Genomic DNA, 18,221 nt, shown 5'->3' on the forward strand with positions numbered 1-18,221 from the left:
TCTTGCCGTGGTCAACGTGACCGATCGTGCCGACGTTCACGTGCGGCTTGGTCCGTTCGAATTTACCTTTAGCCATGTTTCTCTTCTTTCAAAAAGTTAATCGTTGAATGACTTGCCGCGCGATTACTTCGACTTGGCGTTGATGATCGCTTCCGACACGTTACGCGGTGCTTCGGAGTAGTGCTTGAACTCCATCGTGTACGTTGCACGACCTTGGGTCAGCGAACGCAGCGAGGTCGAGTAGCCGAACATTTCCGACAGCGGGACTTCGGCGCGAACGATCTTGCCGCCGCCAACCATGTCGTCCATGCCCTGAACGATGCCGCGACGACCCGACAGATCGCCCATCACGTTGCCCATGTAATCTTCAGGCGTTTCGACTTCCACAGCCATCATCGGTTCGAGGATGACCGGTTGAGCCTTGCGCATTGCTTCCTTGAACGCCATCGAACCGGCCATGCGGAACGCATTTTCGTTCGAGTCGACGTCGTGGTACGAACCGAACGTCAGGTGAACCTTCACGTCAACGACCGGGAAGCCTGCCAGCACGCCAGCCTTCAGCGTTTCCTGGATACCCTTGTCGACTGCCGGGATGTATTCACGCGGAATCACACCGCCCTTGATCTCGTCCAGGAACTCGTAGCCCTTGCCCTGCTCATTCGGCTCGAGCGTAATGACCGCGTGACCGTACTGGCCGCGACCACCCGACTGCTTGACGAACTTACCGTCAACGTCTTCCGCCTTGCCGCGGATCGTTTCACGATACGCCACTTGCGGCTTGCCGACGGTTGCTTCGACGCCGAATTCACGCTTCATCCGGTCGACCAGAATTTCCAGGTGGAGCTCGCCCATGCCCGAAATAATGGTTTGACCCGATTCTTCGTCCGTTTGAACGCGGAACGACGGATCTTCCTGAGCCAGACGGTTCAGGGCCAGACCCATCTTTTCCTGGTCCGGCTTCGTCTTCGGCTCAACAGCCTGCGAAATCACCGGCTCCGGGAAAATCATGCGTTCGAGCACGATCGGGTGCAGCGGATCGCACAGCGTGTCGCCCGTGGTTGCGTCTTTCAGGCCGACAGCCGCAGCGATGTCGCCTGCGTGCACTTCCTTGATTTCTTCACGCTGGTTTGCGTGCATCAGCAGAATACGACCGAGACGTTCCTTCTTGTCCTTGGTCGCGTTCAGCAGCGTGTCGCCCGACTTCGTCGTGCCGGAGTACACACGGAAGAAGATCAGCTGGCCGACAAACGGGTCGGTCATGATCTTGAATGCGAGGGACGAGAACTTCTCGTCGTCAGCCGCGCGACGTTCAGCCTTTTCACCGTTTTCGAGTTCGCCCGTAACCGGCGGAATGTCGATCGGCGACGGCAGGAAGTCGAGCACGGCGTCCAGCATGCGTTGCACGCCCTTGTTCTTGAACGCGGTACCGCACAGCATCGGCTGGATTTCGCAAGCGATCGTACGGTCGCGCAGACCCTTGACGATTTCTGCTTCCGTCAACTCACCTTCTTCGAGGTACTTGTTCATCAGGTCTTCGCTCGATTCAGCCGCAGCTTCGACCATCTTCTCGCGCCATTCATTGCACGTGTCGACGAGTTCTGCCGGGATTTCTTCGTACGAGAACTTCGTGCCTTGGGACGCTTCGTCCCAAATGATCGCTTTCATCTTCAGCAGATCGACCACGCCCGTGAACGATTCTTCAGCGCCGATAGGCACCACGACCGGAACCGGGTTCGCCTTCAGACGCAGCTTGAGCTGGTCGTAGACCTTGAAGAAGTTCGCGCCGGTGCGGTCCATCTTGTTGATGAACGCGAGACGGGGAACCTTGTACTTGTTAGCCTGACGCCACACGGTTTCCGACTGGGGCTGCACGCCGCCCACTGCGCAATACACCATGCATGCGCCGTCGAGCACGCGCATCGAGCGCTCAACTTCAATCGTGAAGTCAACGTGGCCCGGGGTGTCGATGATGTTGATGCGGTGCTCAGCGCGGTCGCCGGCCATGCCTTTCCAGAATGCCGTGGTAGCAGCGGACGTGATCGTGATGCCGCGTTCCTGCTCCTGCTCCATCCAGTCCATGGTGGCAGCGCCGTCGTGAACTTCACCAATCTTGTGGTTCACGCCGGTGTAGAACAGGATGCGCTCGGTCGTCGTCGTTTTGCCGGCGTCGATGTGAGCGCTAATACCGATGTTACGGTAGCGCTCGATAGGTGTCTTGCGAGCCACTTTGATCCTCTATTGGGATGACGCGATGCGAGAAAATACCCATCGCGCTGTAACACAAACGGGCGAGGCGCTTTGTAAGCGCACCCGCCCGGAATTTCTTTCCGCTTTTTCTGCTAAACCCGGGTTCGGGAAGCTTAGAAACGGAAGTGCGAGAACGCCTTGTTGGCTTCTGCCATCCGGTGAACTTCGTCGCGCTTCTTCATCGCGCCGCCACGGCCTTCGGCCGCTTCGGAGAGTTCACCTGCCAGACGCAGGGCCATCGACTTCTCGCTGCGCTTCTTCGCGGCTTCACGCAACCAACGCATCGCCAATGCCATACGACGCGACGGACGCACTTCGACCGGAACCTGATAGTTCGCACCACCAACGCGGCGGCTCTTAACTTCCACCACCGGCTTGACGTTGTTGAGCGCTACCGTGAACACTTCCAGCGGGTCCTTGCCACCCTTGGTCTGGATTTGTTCGAAAGCGCCGTACACGATGCGCTCAGCAACCGACTTCTTGCCGGAGAGCATCAGCACGTTCATGAACTTAGCTACATCTACGTTACCGAACTTCGGATCCGGCAACACTTCCCGCTTGGGGACTTCGCGACGACGCGGCATGTTTCTTCCTTTACTTTTTCAGTTGGAGCTATTTTTAGCCCCGCGGCCACCAACTAACCCGATTCATCTCTAACGACTTACCAGCCTGGTCGGGTGACCACTTACTCGACAGCACCGGCGATTCCGGCACCACCGCTATTACCGCCTTTACAGGCGACCTGAAACTACACTGACCGGCTAATTACTTGCCAGCTTATTTGCCTGCTTTTGCACGCTTCGCACCGTACTTCGAGCGAGCCTGCTTACGATCCTTGACGCCCTGGGTATCCAGCGAGCCACGAACCATGTGGTAACGCACACCCGGCAAGTCCTTAACACGGCCGCCGCGAATCAGCACGACCGAGTGTTCCTGCAGGTTGTGGCCTTCACCACCGATATACGAAATAACTTCGAAGCCGTTCGTCAGACGAACCTTGGCAACCTTACGCAGTGCCGAGTTAGGCTTCTTCGGCGTCGTGGTGTACACACGGGTGCACACGCCGCGACGCTGGGGGCAGTCCTGCAAAGCCGGGCTCTTGCTCTTCGTCGTTTCCGACGCGCGGCCTTTGCGAACCAGTTGATTGATGGTTGGCATTGTTTATTCCTGAAATTGAACAAAATCGACGCATCTGTTTCCGGGCAAAGCAGAAACGATTGCGCATCGAACTTCCGGGCCGAGGGGTCGGCGCACGAATTGACTTCGCGCACAGGCATTCCAAGAACCGGAACCTAGCATAATATTCCGAAAATGCTAAGGGAGTCAACAGGTTGCGATGTTTCGCACGCCTGCCGACCTCAAACTGTGCTCGCCGGCGCTCAGTCGGCGCCGACGACTTCCAGCAATTCGTCGCCGAAACGGTCCAATTTGCGGGCGCCCATGCCCGGAATGCCACGCAAATCCTCAATGGAATCAGGGCCGTTGCGGGCAATTTCGGCCAACGTGGCGTCGTGGAAGATGACGTAGGCCGGCACGCCGTCGCTTTTCGCAGTCTCCGTGCGCCAGGCGCGCAGGCGCTCCCAGCGGGCGCGCTCGCGCGGGCCCATGCCGATTGTGGGGTCGGCGCGCTCGCTGGTACGGCTGGATGACTGGCGGGTACGCGTCGGCTTCACGTAACGGCGCATTGTTACGTTCTGCTCGCTCTTCAGCACTGCTTTGGCGGCTTCGGTCAGCACCAGCGAGCCGAAGCCTTCGTGGTCGACGGCGAGGTAGCCAAATGCGACGAGCTGGCGAAAAATGGCGCGCCACTCCGGCTCGCCGAGTGCCGCCCCGATCCCGAAAGTGGTGAGCTTCTCGTGGCCGCGCTGCAGTATCTTCTCGCTACGGTTGCCACGCAGAATATCGATCAGGTGCCCCGCGCCAAAGTGAAAGCCACTCGCCCGCTGCGCGCGGAACACACATGACAACGCCATCTGCGCTTCGCGCGTCGCGTCCCACGTGTCGGGCGGTTCGATGCAGTTATCGCAGTTGCCGCACGGCTTGCTCGACTCGCCGAAGTACGCGAGCAGCCGCACCCGGCGGCAGGTCGCCGCTTCGCACAGTCCGAGCAACGCGTCGAGCTTGCCGGTCTGCACGCGTTTATGCGCGTCGTCGGCGTCGGACTCGTCGATCATCTTGCGCTGCTGCACGACGTCGCCTAGACCATACGCCATCCAAGCGTTCGCCGGCATACCGTCGCGGCCGGCGCGCCCGGTTTCCTGGTAGTAACCTTCGACACTCTTCGGCAAATCAAGGTGAGCCACGAAACGCACGTCCGGCTTGTCGATCCCCATGCCGAACGCGATCGTCGCACACATCACGATGCCTTCCTCACGCTGAAACATCTCCTGATGCTTCTGGCGAATTTCGAACTCCATGCCGGCGTGGTACGGCAACGCGCGCATCCCCTTCTCTTTCAGCCACTCAGCCGTTTCTTCGACCTTACGCCGTGACAGACAATAGACAACGCCGGCGTCGGTCGTACCGTCCGGTTTCGAGTGTTCAGCGCGAATAAAGTCGAGCAATTGCGTGCGCGCATTGTCCTTTTCGACGATGCGATAGCGGATGTTCGGGCGATCGAAGCTTGATACAAAGATGCGCGCGTCATCGAGCGCGAGACGGTGGATGATTTCGTCGCGTGTGATCGCGTCAGCGGTCGCGGTGAGCGCGATGCGCGGCACGTTCGGAAAGCGCTCGTGCAGCACCGACAGCTGAATATATTCAGGACGGAAATCGTGGCCCCATTGCGACACGCAGTGCGCTTCGTCGATGGCGAACAGCCCGATGCGCGTGCGCTCGAGCAACTCCTGAAAACGGGGCGTCATCAACCGTTCCGGCGCCACGTACAGCAAATCGATTTCGCCTTCGCGCAGCGCACGCTCAGTGGCCATCGCTTCGGCGCTCGACAGCGTCGAATTCAGATACGCAGCCCTAACGCCGACTTCCTTCAGGGCAGCGACCTGGTCCTGCATCAATGCAATCAGCGGGGACACGACGATCCCCGCTCCGCAGCCTGCCTCCCGCCGCACCAGCGACGGGATCTGATAGCACAACGATTTGCCGCCGCCCGTTGGCATCAACACGAGACAATCGCCTCCGCCAGCGACGTGTTCGACAATTTCGCCTTGCTGTCCTCGGAATGCGGGGTAGCCAAAAACTTCGTTGAGGATTTCGAGCGAACGGGACATGAATTGGAGAGAAGCAGCGTGATGCCGGTGACACGAATTTTACCAACGCATTCGTGCTGCGCCCGCGCTTTGCGACAACGTTAGCCGTTCGGCCGACGAATCCACAAAAAACGCACAAAAATGAGGCGCCCGCGGTGCATGGGACAGGAGTAAGTGCTAAAGCACTAACTCCTGTCGACAAAAAAAAGCCGCTCAGTCGAAACTGAGCGGCTTCGCTGGCTTGTGAGCCCAAGCGGCTTGCGCCGCCCGGACTTACTCGCCTGAGTGCTGCTGTTCGGCAGCCGGGGTTTCCGGCGTACCGAATTCGAACGACTCTTCCGCTGCGATCTGATCGAAACGCTCGCGGTCGGACAGTTCCTTGCTCTTGCGTGCCTTGTGGAACGCGAGACCCGTACCAGCTGGAATCAGACGACCAACGATCACGTTTTCCTTCAGCCCGCGCAAATCGTCGCGCTTGCCCATGATCGCCGCTTCGGTCAGCACGCGGGTCGTTTCCTGGAACGACGCCGCGGAGATGAACGAATCGGTCGACAGCGATGCCTTCGTAATACCGAGCAGCACGTTGTCGTAGGTTGCCGGGATCTTGCCTTCCGCAGCCATCCGGTCGTTCTCGTCGAGCATATCCGAGCGCTCGACCTGTTCGCCCATGATGAAGCGCGTGTCACCGTTATCGACGATCTGCACGCGGCGCAGCATCTGACGGACGATCACTTCAATGTGCTTGTCATTGATCTTCACGCCCTGCAGACGATACACGTCCTGCACTTCGTCAACGATGTAGCGCGCCAGCGCTTCGACTCCCTGCAAACGCAGAATGTCGTGCGGATCAGCCGGACCGTCAACAATCATTTCGCCCTTATTGACGACCTGACCATCGTGCACCAGAACCTGCTTTTCCTTCGCGATCAGGAACTCGTGCTGATTGCCTTCGAGGTCCGTGATAACGAGACGCTGCTTGCCCTTCGTGTCCTTACCGAACGACGTCGTGCCCGTGACTTCCGCCAGAATGCCGGCGTCCTTCGGCGAGCGCGCTTCGAACAGTTCGGCCACACGCGGCAGACCACCGGTAATGTCGCGAGTCTTTTGCGATTCAACCGGGATACGTGCCAGCACTTCACCGACCTGCACTTGCTGACCGTCCTTCACGGTGATCAGAGCGCCAACTTGGAAGCCGATCTGCACCGAGTGCTCGGTGTTCGGGATCTTGACTTCTTCGCCGTTCGCGTCGAGCAGCTTGACCTGCGGGCGCACCGTCTTCGACGCTTGCGAACCGCGGCGCTTCACGTCGATCACGACCAGCGTCGAGAGACCCGTCACATCGTCGATCTGCTTGGCAACCGTCACGCCTTCTTCGACGTTTTCGAACTTCACCGTACCACCGTACTCGGTGATGATCGGACGCGTCATCGGATCCCACGTCGCCAGTTGCGTGCCGGCCTTGATCTGCGCGCCGTCCAGTTGCAACAGCGTCGCGCCGTACGGCACCTTGTGACGTTCACGCTCGCGGCCGTGGTCGTCGGTGATCATCGCTTCGCCCGAACGCGAGATGACGATCTGCTCGCCCTTCGCGTTGGTGACGTAACGCATCGTCGCCGTGAAACGAACCGTACCGTTCGACTTGGCTTCAACCGACGAAGCCACTGCTGCACGCGATGCCGCACCACCGATGTGGAACGTACGCATCGTGAGCTGCGTGCCCGGTTCACCGATCGACTGAGCAGCGATCACGCCAACTGCTTCACCGACGTTCACCGACGAGCCACGACCCAGGTCGCGGCCATAGCAGGCTGCGCACAGACCGTAACGCGTTTCGCAAGTCAGCGGCGTACGCACGCGCACTTCGTCGATGCCGAGGCGTTCGATTTCTTCGACCGCGTCTTCGTCGAGCAACGTGCCCGTTTCGTACAGCGTTTCCTGCGTTTCCGGATTGACGACGTCAGCCACCGTCACGCGACCCAGGATACGGTCACGCAGCGCTTCGACGACTTCACCGCCTTCGACCAACGCCTTCATGGCGACGCCGTTGGACGTACCGCAATCGTCCTCGACCACCACCAGATCCTGCGTCACGTCGACCAGACGACGCGTCAGGTAACCCGAGTTTGCCGTCTTCAGTGCCGTATCAGCCAGACCCTTACGTGCACCGTGGGTCGAGATGAAGTACTGCAACACGTTCAGGCCTTCACGGAAGTTCGCCGTAATCGGCGTCTCGATGATCGAGCCGTCCGGCTTCGCCATCAGGCCACGCATACCGGCCAGCTGACGAATCTGAACCGCGGAACCACGAGCACCCGAGTCAGCCATCATGTAGATGGAGTTGAACGACTCCTGACGCGTTTCGTTGCCGTCGCGATCGACCACCGGTTCCGTCGACAGCTGTTCCATCATCGCCTTGCCGACCGCTTCCGACGTTGCCGACCAGATGTCGACCACGTTGTTGTAGCGTTCTTGCGACGTGACGAGACCCGACATGTACTGACGGTCGTATTCCTTCACCTTCTTCGCGGCGTCGCCGACGATCTGTTCTTTCTGCGGCGGCACGAGCATGTCGTCGACGCAAATCGAAATACCGGCGCGCGTTGCCAGACGGAAACCCGACTGCATCAACTGGTCGGCGAAAATCACCGTTTCACGCAGACCGCACTTGCGGAATGCGGTGTTGATGAGGCGCGAGATTTCCTTCTTCTTCAGCGGCTTGTTCAGCACCGAAAACGGCAGGCCCGGCGGAAGGATTTCCGACAGGATTGCGCGGCCGACGGTCGTCGCGTACAGCGAGATCTTCGGCACGAACGCCGGCGCGCCTTCCGACTTGTCTTCGTTGTGGACCATTTCCGTGATCCGCACGTTGACGCGCGAGGCCAGCTCGACTTCCTTGTTCTCGTAAGCACGCAGTGCTTCCGACACGCCGGTGAACGTCAGGCCTTCGCCCTTGGCGTTCACTGCTTCACGCGTCGCGTAGTACAGGCCGAGCACGATATCCTGCGACGGCACGATCGACGGATCGCCGTTGGCCGGGAACAGGATGTTGTTCGACGCCAGCATCAGCGTACGCGCTTCCATCTGCGCTTCGAGCGACAGCGGCACGTGCACAGCCATCTGGTCACCGTCGAAGTCGGCGTTGAACGCCGCGCAAACGAGCGGGTGCAGCTGGATAGCCTTACCTTCGATCAGCACCGGCTCGAAAGCCTGAATGCCAAGACGGTGAAGCGTCGGCGCACGGTTCAGCATGACCGGATGTTCGCGGATCACCTCTTCGAGGATGTCCCACACCACCGGAGTCTGGTTCTCGACTTCCTTCTTCGCAGCCTTGATGGTGGTAGCGACACCCATCACTTCGAGCTTGTTGAAGATGAACGGCTTGAACAGTTCGAGCGCCATCAGCTTCGGCAGACCGCACTGATGCAGCTTGAGCGTCGGGCCGACCACGATCACCGAACGGCCCGAGTAGTCGACGCGCTTACCGAGCAAGTTCTGACGGAAACGACCGCCCTTACCCTTGATCATGTCAGCGAGCGACTTCAGCGGACGCTTGTTCGCACCGGTCATTGCCTTACCGCGACGACCGTTGTCGAGCAGCGAATCGACGGCTTCCTGCAGCATCCGCTTTTCATTGCGGACGATGATTTCAGGCGCCTTCAGTTCGAGCAGACGCTTCAACCGGTTGTTACGGTTGATCACGCGGCGATACAGGTCGTTCAGGTCCGACGTCGCAAAGCGGCCGCCATCCAGCGGCACCAGCGGACGCAGTTCCGGCGGCAGCACCGGCAACACTTCGAGCACCATCCAGTCAGGCTTGATGCCCGAACGCTGGAAGGCCTCGAGCACCTTCAGGCGCTTCGCGTACTTCTTGATCTTCGCTTCCGAACCCGTGTTCTTGAGTTCAGTGCGCAGCATCTCGACCTGTTCGTCGATGTTGATCGCGCGCAGCAGTTCGCGAACGCCTTCCGCGCCCATCTCGGCACGGAATTCGTCACCGTACTCTTCGACCTTGTTGTAGTAATCCTCTTCCGTCATGATCTGCCGCGCTTTCAGCGGCGTCATGCCCGGATCGATCACCACGTATGCTTCGAAGTACAGCACGCGTTCGATGTCGCGCAGCGTCATGTCGAGCACCATGCCCAGACGCGACGGCAGCGACTTCAGGAACCAGATGTGAGCGACCGGCGAGGCCAACTCAATGTGGCCCATCCGTTCGCGACGCACCTTCGCGAGCGTCACTTCGACGCCGCACTTTTCACAGATCACGCCACGATGCTTCAGGCGCTTGTACTTGCCGCAAAGGCATTCGTAGTCTTTGATCGGCCCGAAAATCTTCGCGCAGAACAGACCATCGCGTTCCGGCTTGAACGTCCGGTAGTTGATGGTTTCCGGCTTCTTGACTTCACCGAACGACCACGAACGGATCTTGTCTGGCGAGGCCAGACCGATCTTGATCGCGTCAAAAACTTCAGGCTGTTGGACTTGCTTGAATAGATCGAGCAGAGCTTTCATTGCTTTCTCTCCGTAGTCCGATTAGTTGCGGTCGAGGTCGATATCGATACCGAGCGAGCGGATTTCCTTCACGAGCACGTTGAAGGATTCCGGCATGCCGGCGTCGATCACGTGATCGCCCTTGACCAGGTTCTCATACACCTTGGTCCGGCCCGCCACGTCATCCGACTTCACCGTCAGCATTTCTTGCAACACGTACGATGCGCCGTACGCTTCGAGCGCCCACACTTCCATTTCACCGAAACGCTGGCCACCGAACTGCGCCTTACCGCCCAACGGCTGCTGCGTCACGAGCGAGTACGGGCCCGTGGAACGCGCGTGCATCTTGTCGTCGACCAAGTGGTGCAGCTTCAGGTAGTGCATGTAACCGACAGTCACCGTACGTTCGAACATCTCACCCGTGCGGCCGTCATACAGACGCACCTGGTTCTTCGACGGCGTCATGCCGAGGTTCTTCGCGATGTCGTCCGGGAATGCCAGATCCAGCGCGCGCGACATTTCTTCTTCCGTCGCACCGTCGAACACCGGCGTGGCAAACGGAACGCCTTCACGCAGGTTCTTCGCCAGTTCGACGATTTCGTCGTCCGTGAAGCTGTCCAGCTCTTCAGCGCGGCCCGACTCGTTGTAGATCTTGGTCAGGAATTCGCGCAGTTCAGCGATCTTCGCCTGACGTTGCAGCATTTCTGCAATACGCCAGCCGAGACCCTTCGCGGCCCAACCCAGATGCACTTCGAGAACCTGACCCACGTTCATCCGCGACGGCACGCCGAGCGGGTTCAGAACGACGTCAGCCGGACGGCCGTCGGCCATGTACGGCATGTCTTCGATCGGAACGATCTTCGACACCACACCCTTATTACCGTGACGGCCGGCCATCTTGTCGCCAGGTTGCAGACGACGCTTAACAGCCAGATACACCTTGACCATCTTCAGCACGCCCGGCGGCAATTCGTCGCCTTGCGTGAGCTTCTTGCGCTTTTCTTCAAACGCCAGATCGAACTGGTGACGCTTCTGTTCGATCGAGTCCTTGATAGCCTCGAGCTGTGCCGCTGCTTCTTCGTCCGCGAGGCGGATGTCGAACCAATGGTAATGGTCGAGATCTTCCAGGTAAGCCTGTTCGATCTTCGTGCCCTTCGCGAGCTTCTTCGGACCACCGTTTGCGACCTTGCCGGTCAGCATACGTGCGAGACGCTGGAATGCATCGCCTTCCACGATACGCAGCTGGTCGTTCAGGTCGAGGCGATAACGCTTCAGTTCATCGTCGATGATCTGTTGCGCACGCTTGTCGCGCTGAATGCCTTCACGCGTGAACACTTGCACGTCGATGACCGTGCCGCTCATGCCCGACGGCACGCGCAGCGACGTATCCTTCACGTCCGAAGCCTTTTCACCGAAGATCGCGCGCAGCAGCTTTTCTTCCGGCGTCAGTTGGGTTTCGCCCTTCGGCGTGACCTTACCGACCAGCACGTCGCCCGCTTCGACTTCAGCGCCGATGTAGACGATGCCCGACTCGTCGAGACGGCCGAGTTGCACTTCAGCCAGGTTCGAGATGTCGCGCGTGATTTCTTCCGGTCCGAGCTTCGTATCGCGAGCTACGACGTTCAGTTCTTCGATGTGGATCGACGTGTAACGGTCGTCAGCAACCACCTTCTCCGAGATCAAGATCGAATCTTCGAAGTTGTAGCCGTTCCACGGCATGAACGCGACCAGCATGTTCTGGCCGAGAGCCAGTTCGCCGAGGTCGGTCGATGCACCGTCAGCCAGCACGTCGCCACGCGACACGATATCGCCGACCTTTACGATCGGGCGCTGGTTGATGTTCGTGTTCTGATTCGAACGCGTGTACTTGATCAGGTTGTAGATGTCCACGCCGACGTCGCCAGCAACGGCTTCATCGTCGTTCACGCGGATCACCATACGGCCTGCGTCGACGTAATCGACCACACCACCGCGGAATGCCTGAACCGTCGTACCCGAGTCGACTGCCACCGTGCGTTCGATACCCGTACCGACCACGGCCTTTTCAGGACGCAGACACGGCACAGCCTGACGCTGCATGTTCGAACCCATCAATGCGCGGTTCGCGTCATCGTGCTCGAGGAACGGAATCAGCGATGCTGCCACCGAGACGATCTGCGACGGCGCCACGTCCATGTACTGGATGCGGTCCGGCGTCACCATCAGCGTTTCGCCTGCTTCACGCGACGACACCAGTTCGTCGGTCAGCGAGCCATCAGCAGCAACCGCCGCGTTCGCCTGAGCGATCACGTAACGGCCTTCTTCGATCGCCGACAGGTAATCGATCTGATCCGTCACCTTGCTGTCCACAACCTTGCGATACGGCGTTTCGAGGAAGCCGTATTCGTTCAGGTGCGCGTACAGTGCGAGCGAGTTGATCAGGCCGATGTTCGGACCTTCCGGCGTTTCAATCGGGCACACACGGCCGTAGTGGGTCGGGTGCACGTCGCGGACTTCAAAGCCAGCGCGCTCACGCGTCAAACCGCCCGGGCCAAGTGCCGAAACACGGCGCTTGTGGGTGATTTCCGACAGCGGGTTGGTCTGGTCCATAAACTGCGACAGCTGCGACGAACCGAAGAACTCGCGAATCGCCGACGAAATCGGCTTCGAGTTGATCAGGTCGTGCGGCATCAGGTTTTCGCTTTCGGCCTGGCCGAGGCGTTCCTTCACCGCACGTTCGACACGCACGAGACCTGCGCGGAACTGGTTTTCCGCCAGTTCGCCGACGCAACGCACACGACGATTGCCCAAGTGGTCGATGTCGTCCACTTCGCCCTTGCCGTTACGCAGTTCGACCAGGATCTTGATCGTGGCGAGGATGTCGTCGTCTTGCAGCGTCATCGGGCCGACGATTTCGTCGCGACCGACACGGCGGTTGAACTTCATACGACCCACCTTGGACAGGTCGTATGCGTCTTCGCTGTAGAACAGACGGTTGAACAACGCCTCGACCGCTTCTTCGGTCGGCGGTTCGCCCGGACGCATCATGCGGTAGATCGCAATGCGTGCAGCCATCTTGTCCGCGGTTTCGTCGATACGCAGCGTCGACGAGATGTACGGACCTTGATCCAGATCGTTCGTGTAGAGCGTCTGGATGTCTTTGATCTTCGATTCGCGGAGCTTTTCGAGGACGGTCTCGGTGATTTCGTCGTTCGCGTTGGCGATGACTTCACCCGTGTCGCCGTCGACGACGTTCTTCGCAAGCACGCGGCCGAGCAGATAGTCTTCCGGCACCGAGATGAACTTCGTCTTCGCGTTGTCGAGATCGCGAATGTGCTTGGCGTTGATCCGCTTGTCCTTCTGGACGATCACGTTGCCATCACGGTCCGTGATGTCGAAGCGCGCGACTTCACCACGCAGACGCTCCGGCACGAATTCCATCTGCGCGCCTTCCGGCATCAGCGTGAAATTGTCGAACACGAAGAAGTTTGCGAGGATCTGTTCCGGCGTCAGGCCAATCGCCTTCAGCAGGATCGTGACCGGCATCTTGCGACGGCGGTCAACGCGGAAGTACAGCACGTCCTTCGGATCGAATTCGAAGTCGAGCCACGAGCCGCGGTAAGGAATGATACGGGCCGAGAACAGGAGCTTGCCCGAGCTGTGCGTCTTGCCCTTGTCGTGTTCGAAGAACACGCCAGGCGAGCGATGCAGCTGCGAAACGATCACACGTTCCGTGCCGTTGATAACGAACGAACCTGTCGGCGTCATGAGCGGAATTTCACCCATGTACACTTCCTGTTCCTTCACTTCCTTGACGACCGGCTTGCTCGGCGATTCCTTGTCGAGCAGCACCAGGCGCACTTTCGCGCGCAGTGCTGAGCAGTACGTCAAACCGCGCTGCTGACATTCCTTGATGTTGAATGCCGGCGGCGACAGCATGTAGCTGACGAACTCTAGACGAGCGAACCCGTTATGCGAAACAATCGGAAAAACGGACGTGAACGCAGCTTGCAGGCCTTCCGGCTTGCGCTGCGTGGATGACGTGTCTGCTTGCAGAAACGTGCTGAATGATTCAAGCTGGGTAGCCAGCAGGAAAGGTACTTGGTGAACGATGGGGCGCTTCGCAAAACTCTTGCGAATGCGCTTCTTCTCGGTGAAGGAATATTGCATACGATCTCCGAATCACGGCGGGCATTGTTGTCGAGGCAGGATACCTTGATGAGACAACCCGAGTGTTCACCGACTGAGACCCGATGGCCGTCCGATGGCTTGAACGAGCCTAGAAGCTTGGTGGTTGGCCGCTACCAACCGCTGGCTGACGGCAGCGGATGCCTATGTTGCCCGCTACCCGACCAAACTTGCCTTCTGCAGTCGCTTCAGAAGACAAAGAGAAGCGCCGGTCAATATTGCCGATAGGCGATTTTCTTTGGCTTCTGGGACCCCTGTTCTTGCCGAAACCGGCTGACAAAAACATAGTTCCCACAAAGCACAAAAAGGCCGGCGGTGGAAAACCGCCAGCCTTCGCACAACGCGCCGAAACTTACTTGATTTCAGCCTTCGCGCCGGCTTCTTCCAACTTCTTCTTGGCTTCTTCAGCAGCAGCCTTCGGTACCGATTCCTTAACAGGCTTCGGTGCACCGTCGACCAGGTCCTTCGCTTCCTTCAGGCCGAGACCCGTCAGTTCACGAACAGCCTTAATGACCGAAACCTTGTTCGCGCCGACTTCCGTCAGGTTGACCGTGAATTCGGTTTGCTCTTCAGCAGCAGCAGCAGCGCCGCCGCCTGCCGGGCCTGCCACTGCAACAGCAGCTGCCGACACGCCAAACTTTTCTTCGAACGCCTTGACCAGCTCGTTCAGTTCCAGAACCGACATCGAGCTTACTGCCTCGAGGATGTCATCTTTTGCGATTGCCATTTGAAATACTCCTAAATTGAATTCGGATACAGCCAGCGATCAATCACGCTCGACTGAAGTGCGTTACGCAGCAGCTTCTTCGCCTTGTTTCTTTTCTGCCAGCGCGGCCAGAGCGCGCGCAAAGCCAGAAACAGGTGCTTGCATAACGTACAACAGCTTGGAGAGCAGTTCTTCGCGGCTCGGGATGTTTGCCAGCGCTTGCACGCCAGCCTTGTCCATCACCTTGCCTTCGTAGGAACCAGCCTTGATGATCAACTTGTCATTGCTCTTGCCGAAGTCGTTGACGACCTTAGCAGCGGCAATGGCATCTTCCGAGATGCCGTAGATCAGGGGACCGGTCATCTGCTCTGCCAAAGAAGCAAACGGGGTACCTTCAACAGCGCGACGCGCCAGCGTGTTTTTCAACACACGAAGGTAAACCTGTTGCTCACGCGCTTTCGCGCGCAGCTTGGTCAGATCGCCAACCGTGATCCCACGATACTCAGCCAGAACCACGGTCTGGGCTTTCGCGACTTGCGCGGCAACCTCAGCGACGACGGCCTGCTTGCTTTCTTTATTGAGTGGCACGGTTAACCTCCAGATTCGATACACGCAGCGTGCGCCTTGTGTACCGCGTTCAATAACGGCGTCCGACCAGTCAGGAGTATTTCGACCGCCCGATGCCCACATTGCTGCGGAAATCGAACGGTTTCATCACTACAAAACCTTTTCGGGTTCGCCATCTGCGTTGGCTTTGCATTAAGGGTTCGCCTACCTGCTGCGTTCCCGCCAACGGTCTTTGACAACCGGTCGCTCAATGCAAACTGCCATCTTGCGACCGCCCAAAGCCCATAAAACCGCCTCGACTCACATCGAGGCGATGAAATTTATTACTGTGCTGCGAGCGATGCCTGGTCGACGCGAACGCCAACGCCCATCGTGCTCGACAGCGCAACCTTGCGCAGGTACACACCCTTGCTCGTTGCCGGCTTCGCCTTTTGCAGCGCGTCGACGAGAGCGTTCAGGTTGCTACGCAGAGCCGTCGGCTCGAACGAAGCACGGCCAATCGTGGCGTGGATGATACCGGCCTTGTCGACGCGGAATTGCACCTGGCCAGCCTTGGCGTTCTTGACTGCAGTCGCGACGTCCGGCGTAACCGTGCCAACCTTCGGGTTCGGCATCAGGCCGCGCGGGCCGAGGATCTGACCGAGCGTACCGACAACGCGCATCGTGTCCGGCGAAGCGATCACAATGTCGAAGTCCAGCTTGCCAGCCTTGACTTGTTCAGCCAGGTCTTCCATACCGACGACTTCTGCGCCAGCTGCACGAGCTTGCTCAGCCTTTTCGCCTTGTGCAAACACAGCCACGCGAACCGACTTACCGGTACCAGCCGGCAGCACGACCGAGCCACGAACCACTTGGTCCGACTTCTTCGCGTCGATGCCGAGTTGCACTGCAACGTCGATCGACTCGTCGAACTTTGCGCTTGCACATTCCTTCACGAGCGACAGAGCTTCGTCGATCGCGTACAGCTTTTGACGATCAACCTTGGCTGCAAATGCTTGCAGACGTTTTGAAAGCTTAGCCATTTACACGCCCTCCACGGTGATGCCCATCGAGCGGGCGCTACCAGCGATCGTACGAACCGCTGCGTCCAGATCAGCTGCCGTCAGATCGGGCATCTTGGTCTTGGCGATGTCTTCAGCTTGAGCGCGGGTGATCTTGCCGACCTTGTCGGTATGCGGCTTGGCCGAACCCTTGTCGATCTTCGCTGCCTTCTTGATCAGAACCGTAGCCGGCGGCGTCTTCAGAACGAACGTGAAGCTCTTGTCCGCGAACGCGGTGATCACGACCGGAATCGGCAGACCCGGTTCCATAGCTTGAGTCTGCGCGTTGAACGCCTTGCAGAACTCCATGATGTTCAGGCCGCGCTGGCCCAGTGCCGGACCGACCGGCGGCGACGGGTTGGCTTTACCTGCAGGAATCTGCAGCTTGATAAAGCCGATGATTTTCTTTGCCATTTTGAAAACCTCTTAGGAACGCCGCCCTAGTACAAGCGGACATTCAGTGAGTAGTAGCGCGCGTTCGCCAAAAAACAGACTACTTACGCTCCTCAACGGCCATTACGCGGACCGTAAGCGCGAAATACGGAACGCACCGACCGGTGCGCCCCGTAGAATTCTGGATTACAACTTTTCGACCTGGCCGAATTCCAGCTCGACCGGCGTTGCGCGGCCGAAGATTGTAACGGAAACACGGACGCGCGACTTTTCGTAGTTCACTTCTTCGACGCTGCCGTTGAAATCCGTGAACGGACCGTCCTTCACCCGCACCATCTCGCCTACTTCGAACAGGGTCTTCGGACGCGGTTTTTCCACGCCTTCCTGCATTTGCGACATGATCTTCTCGACTTCCCGCGGGGAAATCGGGCTCGGACGATTACGCGCACCGCCTACGAAACCCGTCACCTTTGCCGTGTTCTTCACGAGGTGCCACGTTTCGTCTGTCATTTCCATTTCCACAAGCACATAACCCGGGAAGAAACGACGCTCGGTCACCGATTTGTGACCGCCTTTCACCTCGACCACTTCTTCAGTCGGAACGAGGATTTGACCAAACTGGTCTTGCATGCCGGCACGTTCGATGCGCTCCTGAAGCGCACGTTGCACGCTCTTCTCCATGCCGGAGTAGGCGTGCACCACGTACCAACGTTTGCCGCTCGGGGATGCCGGAGTATCGCTCATATCATTTCCAACCCAGAATCACCGAGAAAATCGCCCATTCGATGGATTTATCGCTAATCCAAAGAAAGATCGCCATGACAAACACGAAGCCGAACACTACGAGCGTTGTCTGGGTGGCCTCTTTACGAGTCGGCCAGACAACCTTGCGAACTTCTTTGTACGAGTCTTTGGCGAAAGCGATGAAACCCTTGCCAGGCGCGGAGAGAAGACCGACTGCAACACCCGCGATAGCGCCAACAGCCAAGGCGGCTCCGCGGACGTACCATTCCTGGCCGCTGAGCCAGAAGAACCCCACGAACCCGGCCAAGACCAACAATACGCCCGCGACGAGCATCAGCTTGTCGCCGGATGTATTTACAGTTTCGACGGAAGGATTCGCCATAACACCTTAACGAAGCGCCATATACGGCGCGAGAGTTGGCAGGGGCAGAGGGAATCGAACCCCCAACCTTCGGTTTTGGAGACCGACGCTCTGCCAGTTGAGCTATACCCCTAAACCATTTTGGGGTTGACGACACCGCCAACCCCGAAACTACCGATCAACGAGAACTTTCTGGCGTTACTCGAGGATCTTAGCAACCACACCTGCGCCGACCGTACGGCCGCCTTCGCGGATTGCGAAGCGCAGACCTTCTTCCATCGCGATCGGGTTGATCAGCT

The 18,221-nt window shown here is 58.7% G+C and carries 12 protein-coding genes, 1 tRNA gene and 2 pseudogenes; all 15 read right to left on the minus strand.

Features of this window, described 5'->3' with window-relative positions; all coding sequences use genetic code 11:
- Positions 1–76: pseudogene (locus M0D64_RS43450) on the minus strand (elongation factor Tu); the annotation flags it as partial.
- A gap of 47 nt (positions 77–123) precedes the next feature.
- On the minus strand, positions 124–2,226 hold the full coding sequence (gene fusA, locus M0D64_RS43455; RefSeq protein WP_054043378.1) for an elongation factor G: 2,103 nt from the start codon (positions 2,224–2,226) through the stop codon (positions 124–126).
- A gap of 134 nt (positions 2,227–2,360) precedes the next feature.
- On the minus strand, positions 2,361–2,831 hold the full coding sequence (rpsG, locus tag M0D64_RS43460) for a 30S ribosomal protein S7 (protein ID WP_006053291.1): 471 nt from the start codon (positions 2,829–2,831) through the stop codon (positions 2,361–2,363).
- Between the two features lie 193 nt (positions 2,832–3,024).
- On the minus strand, positions 3,025–3,405 hold the full coding sequence (rpsL, locus tag M0D64_RS43465; RefSeq protein WP_006998493.1) for a 30S ribosomal protein S12: 381 nt from the start codon (positions 3,403–3,405) through the stop codon (positions 3,025–3,027).
- Positions 3,406–3,626: 221 nt separating this feature from the next.
- Positions 3,627–5,474: a DNA helicase RecQ gene (gene recQ, locus M0D64_RS43470; protein ID WP_154566893.1), complete on the minus strand. Its 1,848-nt coding sequence runs from the start codon at positions 5,472–5,474 to the stop codon at positions 3,627–3,629.
- 252 nt (positions 5,475–5,726) lie between these two features.
- Entirely contained in the window at positions 5,727–9,965 is a 4,239-nt protein-coding gene (gene rpoC / locus M0D64_RS43475; RefSeq protein WP_093647725.1) for a DNA-directed RNA polymerase subunit beta', read from the minus strand.
- 21 nt (positions 9,966–9,986) lie between these two features.
- Entirely contained in the window at positions 9,987–14,093 is a 4,107-nt protein-coding gene (gene rpoB / locus M0D64_RS43480; protein WP_054043374.1) for a DNA-directed RNA polymerase subunit beta, read from the minus strand.
- A gap of 370 nt (positions 14,094–14,463) precedes the next feature.
- Entirely contained in the window at positions 14,464–14,838 is a 375-nt protein-coding gene (rplL, locus tag M0D64_RS43485; protein ID WP_054043372.1) for a 50S ribosomal protein L7/L12, read from the minus strand.
- A 63-nt stretch (positions 14,839–14,901) separates the two neighbouring features.
- Positions 14,902–15,405: a 50S ribosomal protein L10 gene (gene rplJ / locus M0D64_RS43490; RefSeq protein WP_054043370.1), complete on the minus strand. Its 504-nt coding sequence runs from the start codon at positions 15,403–15,405 to the stop codon at positions 14,902–14,904.
- Positions 15,406–15,707: 302 nt separating this feature from the next.
- Positions 15,708–16,406 carry a 50S ribosomal protein L1 gene (gene rplA, locus M0D64_RS43495; RefSeq protein ID WP_011490061.1) on the minus strand — a complete coding sequence of 233 codons (699 nt, stop codon included), beginning with the start codon at positions 16,404–16,406 and terminating at the stop codon, positions 15,708–15,710.
- Positions 16,407–16,838: a 50S ribosomal protein L11 gene (rplK, locus tag M0D64_RS43500; RefSeq protein WP_025496715.1), complete on the minus strand. Its 432-nt coding sequence runs from the start codon at positions 16,836–16,838 to the stop codon at positions 16,407–16,409.
- Between the two features lie 165 nt (positions 16,839–17,003).
- Positions 17,004–17,561: a transcription termination/antitermination protein NusG gene (gene nusG / locus M0D64_RS43505; protein ID WP_007180147.1), complete on the minus strand. Its 558-nt coding sequence runs from the start codon at positions 17,559–17,561 to the stop codon at positions 17,004–17,006.
- A 1-nt stretch (position 17,562) separates the two neighbouring features.
- Positions 17,563–17,943, minus strand: coding sequence for a preprotein translocase subunit SecE (gene secE, locus M0D64_RS43510; RefSeq protein ID WP_046567533.1), 381 nt, complete (start codon positions 17,941–17,943; stop codon positions 17,563–17,565).
- A gap of 36 nt (positions 17,944–17,979) precedes the next feature.
- Positions 17,980–18,055 (minus strand) — tRNA-Trp (locus tag M0D64_RS43515).
- 65 nt (positions 18,056–18,120) lie between these two features.
- Positions 18,121–18,221 (minus strand): annotated as a pseudogene (locus M0D64_RS43520) (elongation factor Tu); the annotation flags it as partial.

This window comes from Paraburkholderia sp. WS6, assembly GCF_030464835.1.
In the GTDB taxonomy this organism is placed as follows: domain Bacteria; phylum Pseudomonadota; class Gammaproteobacteria; order Burkholderiales; family Burkholderiaceae; genus Paraburkholderia; species Paraburkholderia madseniana.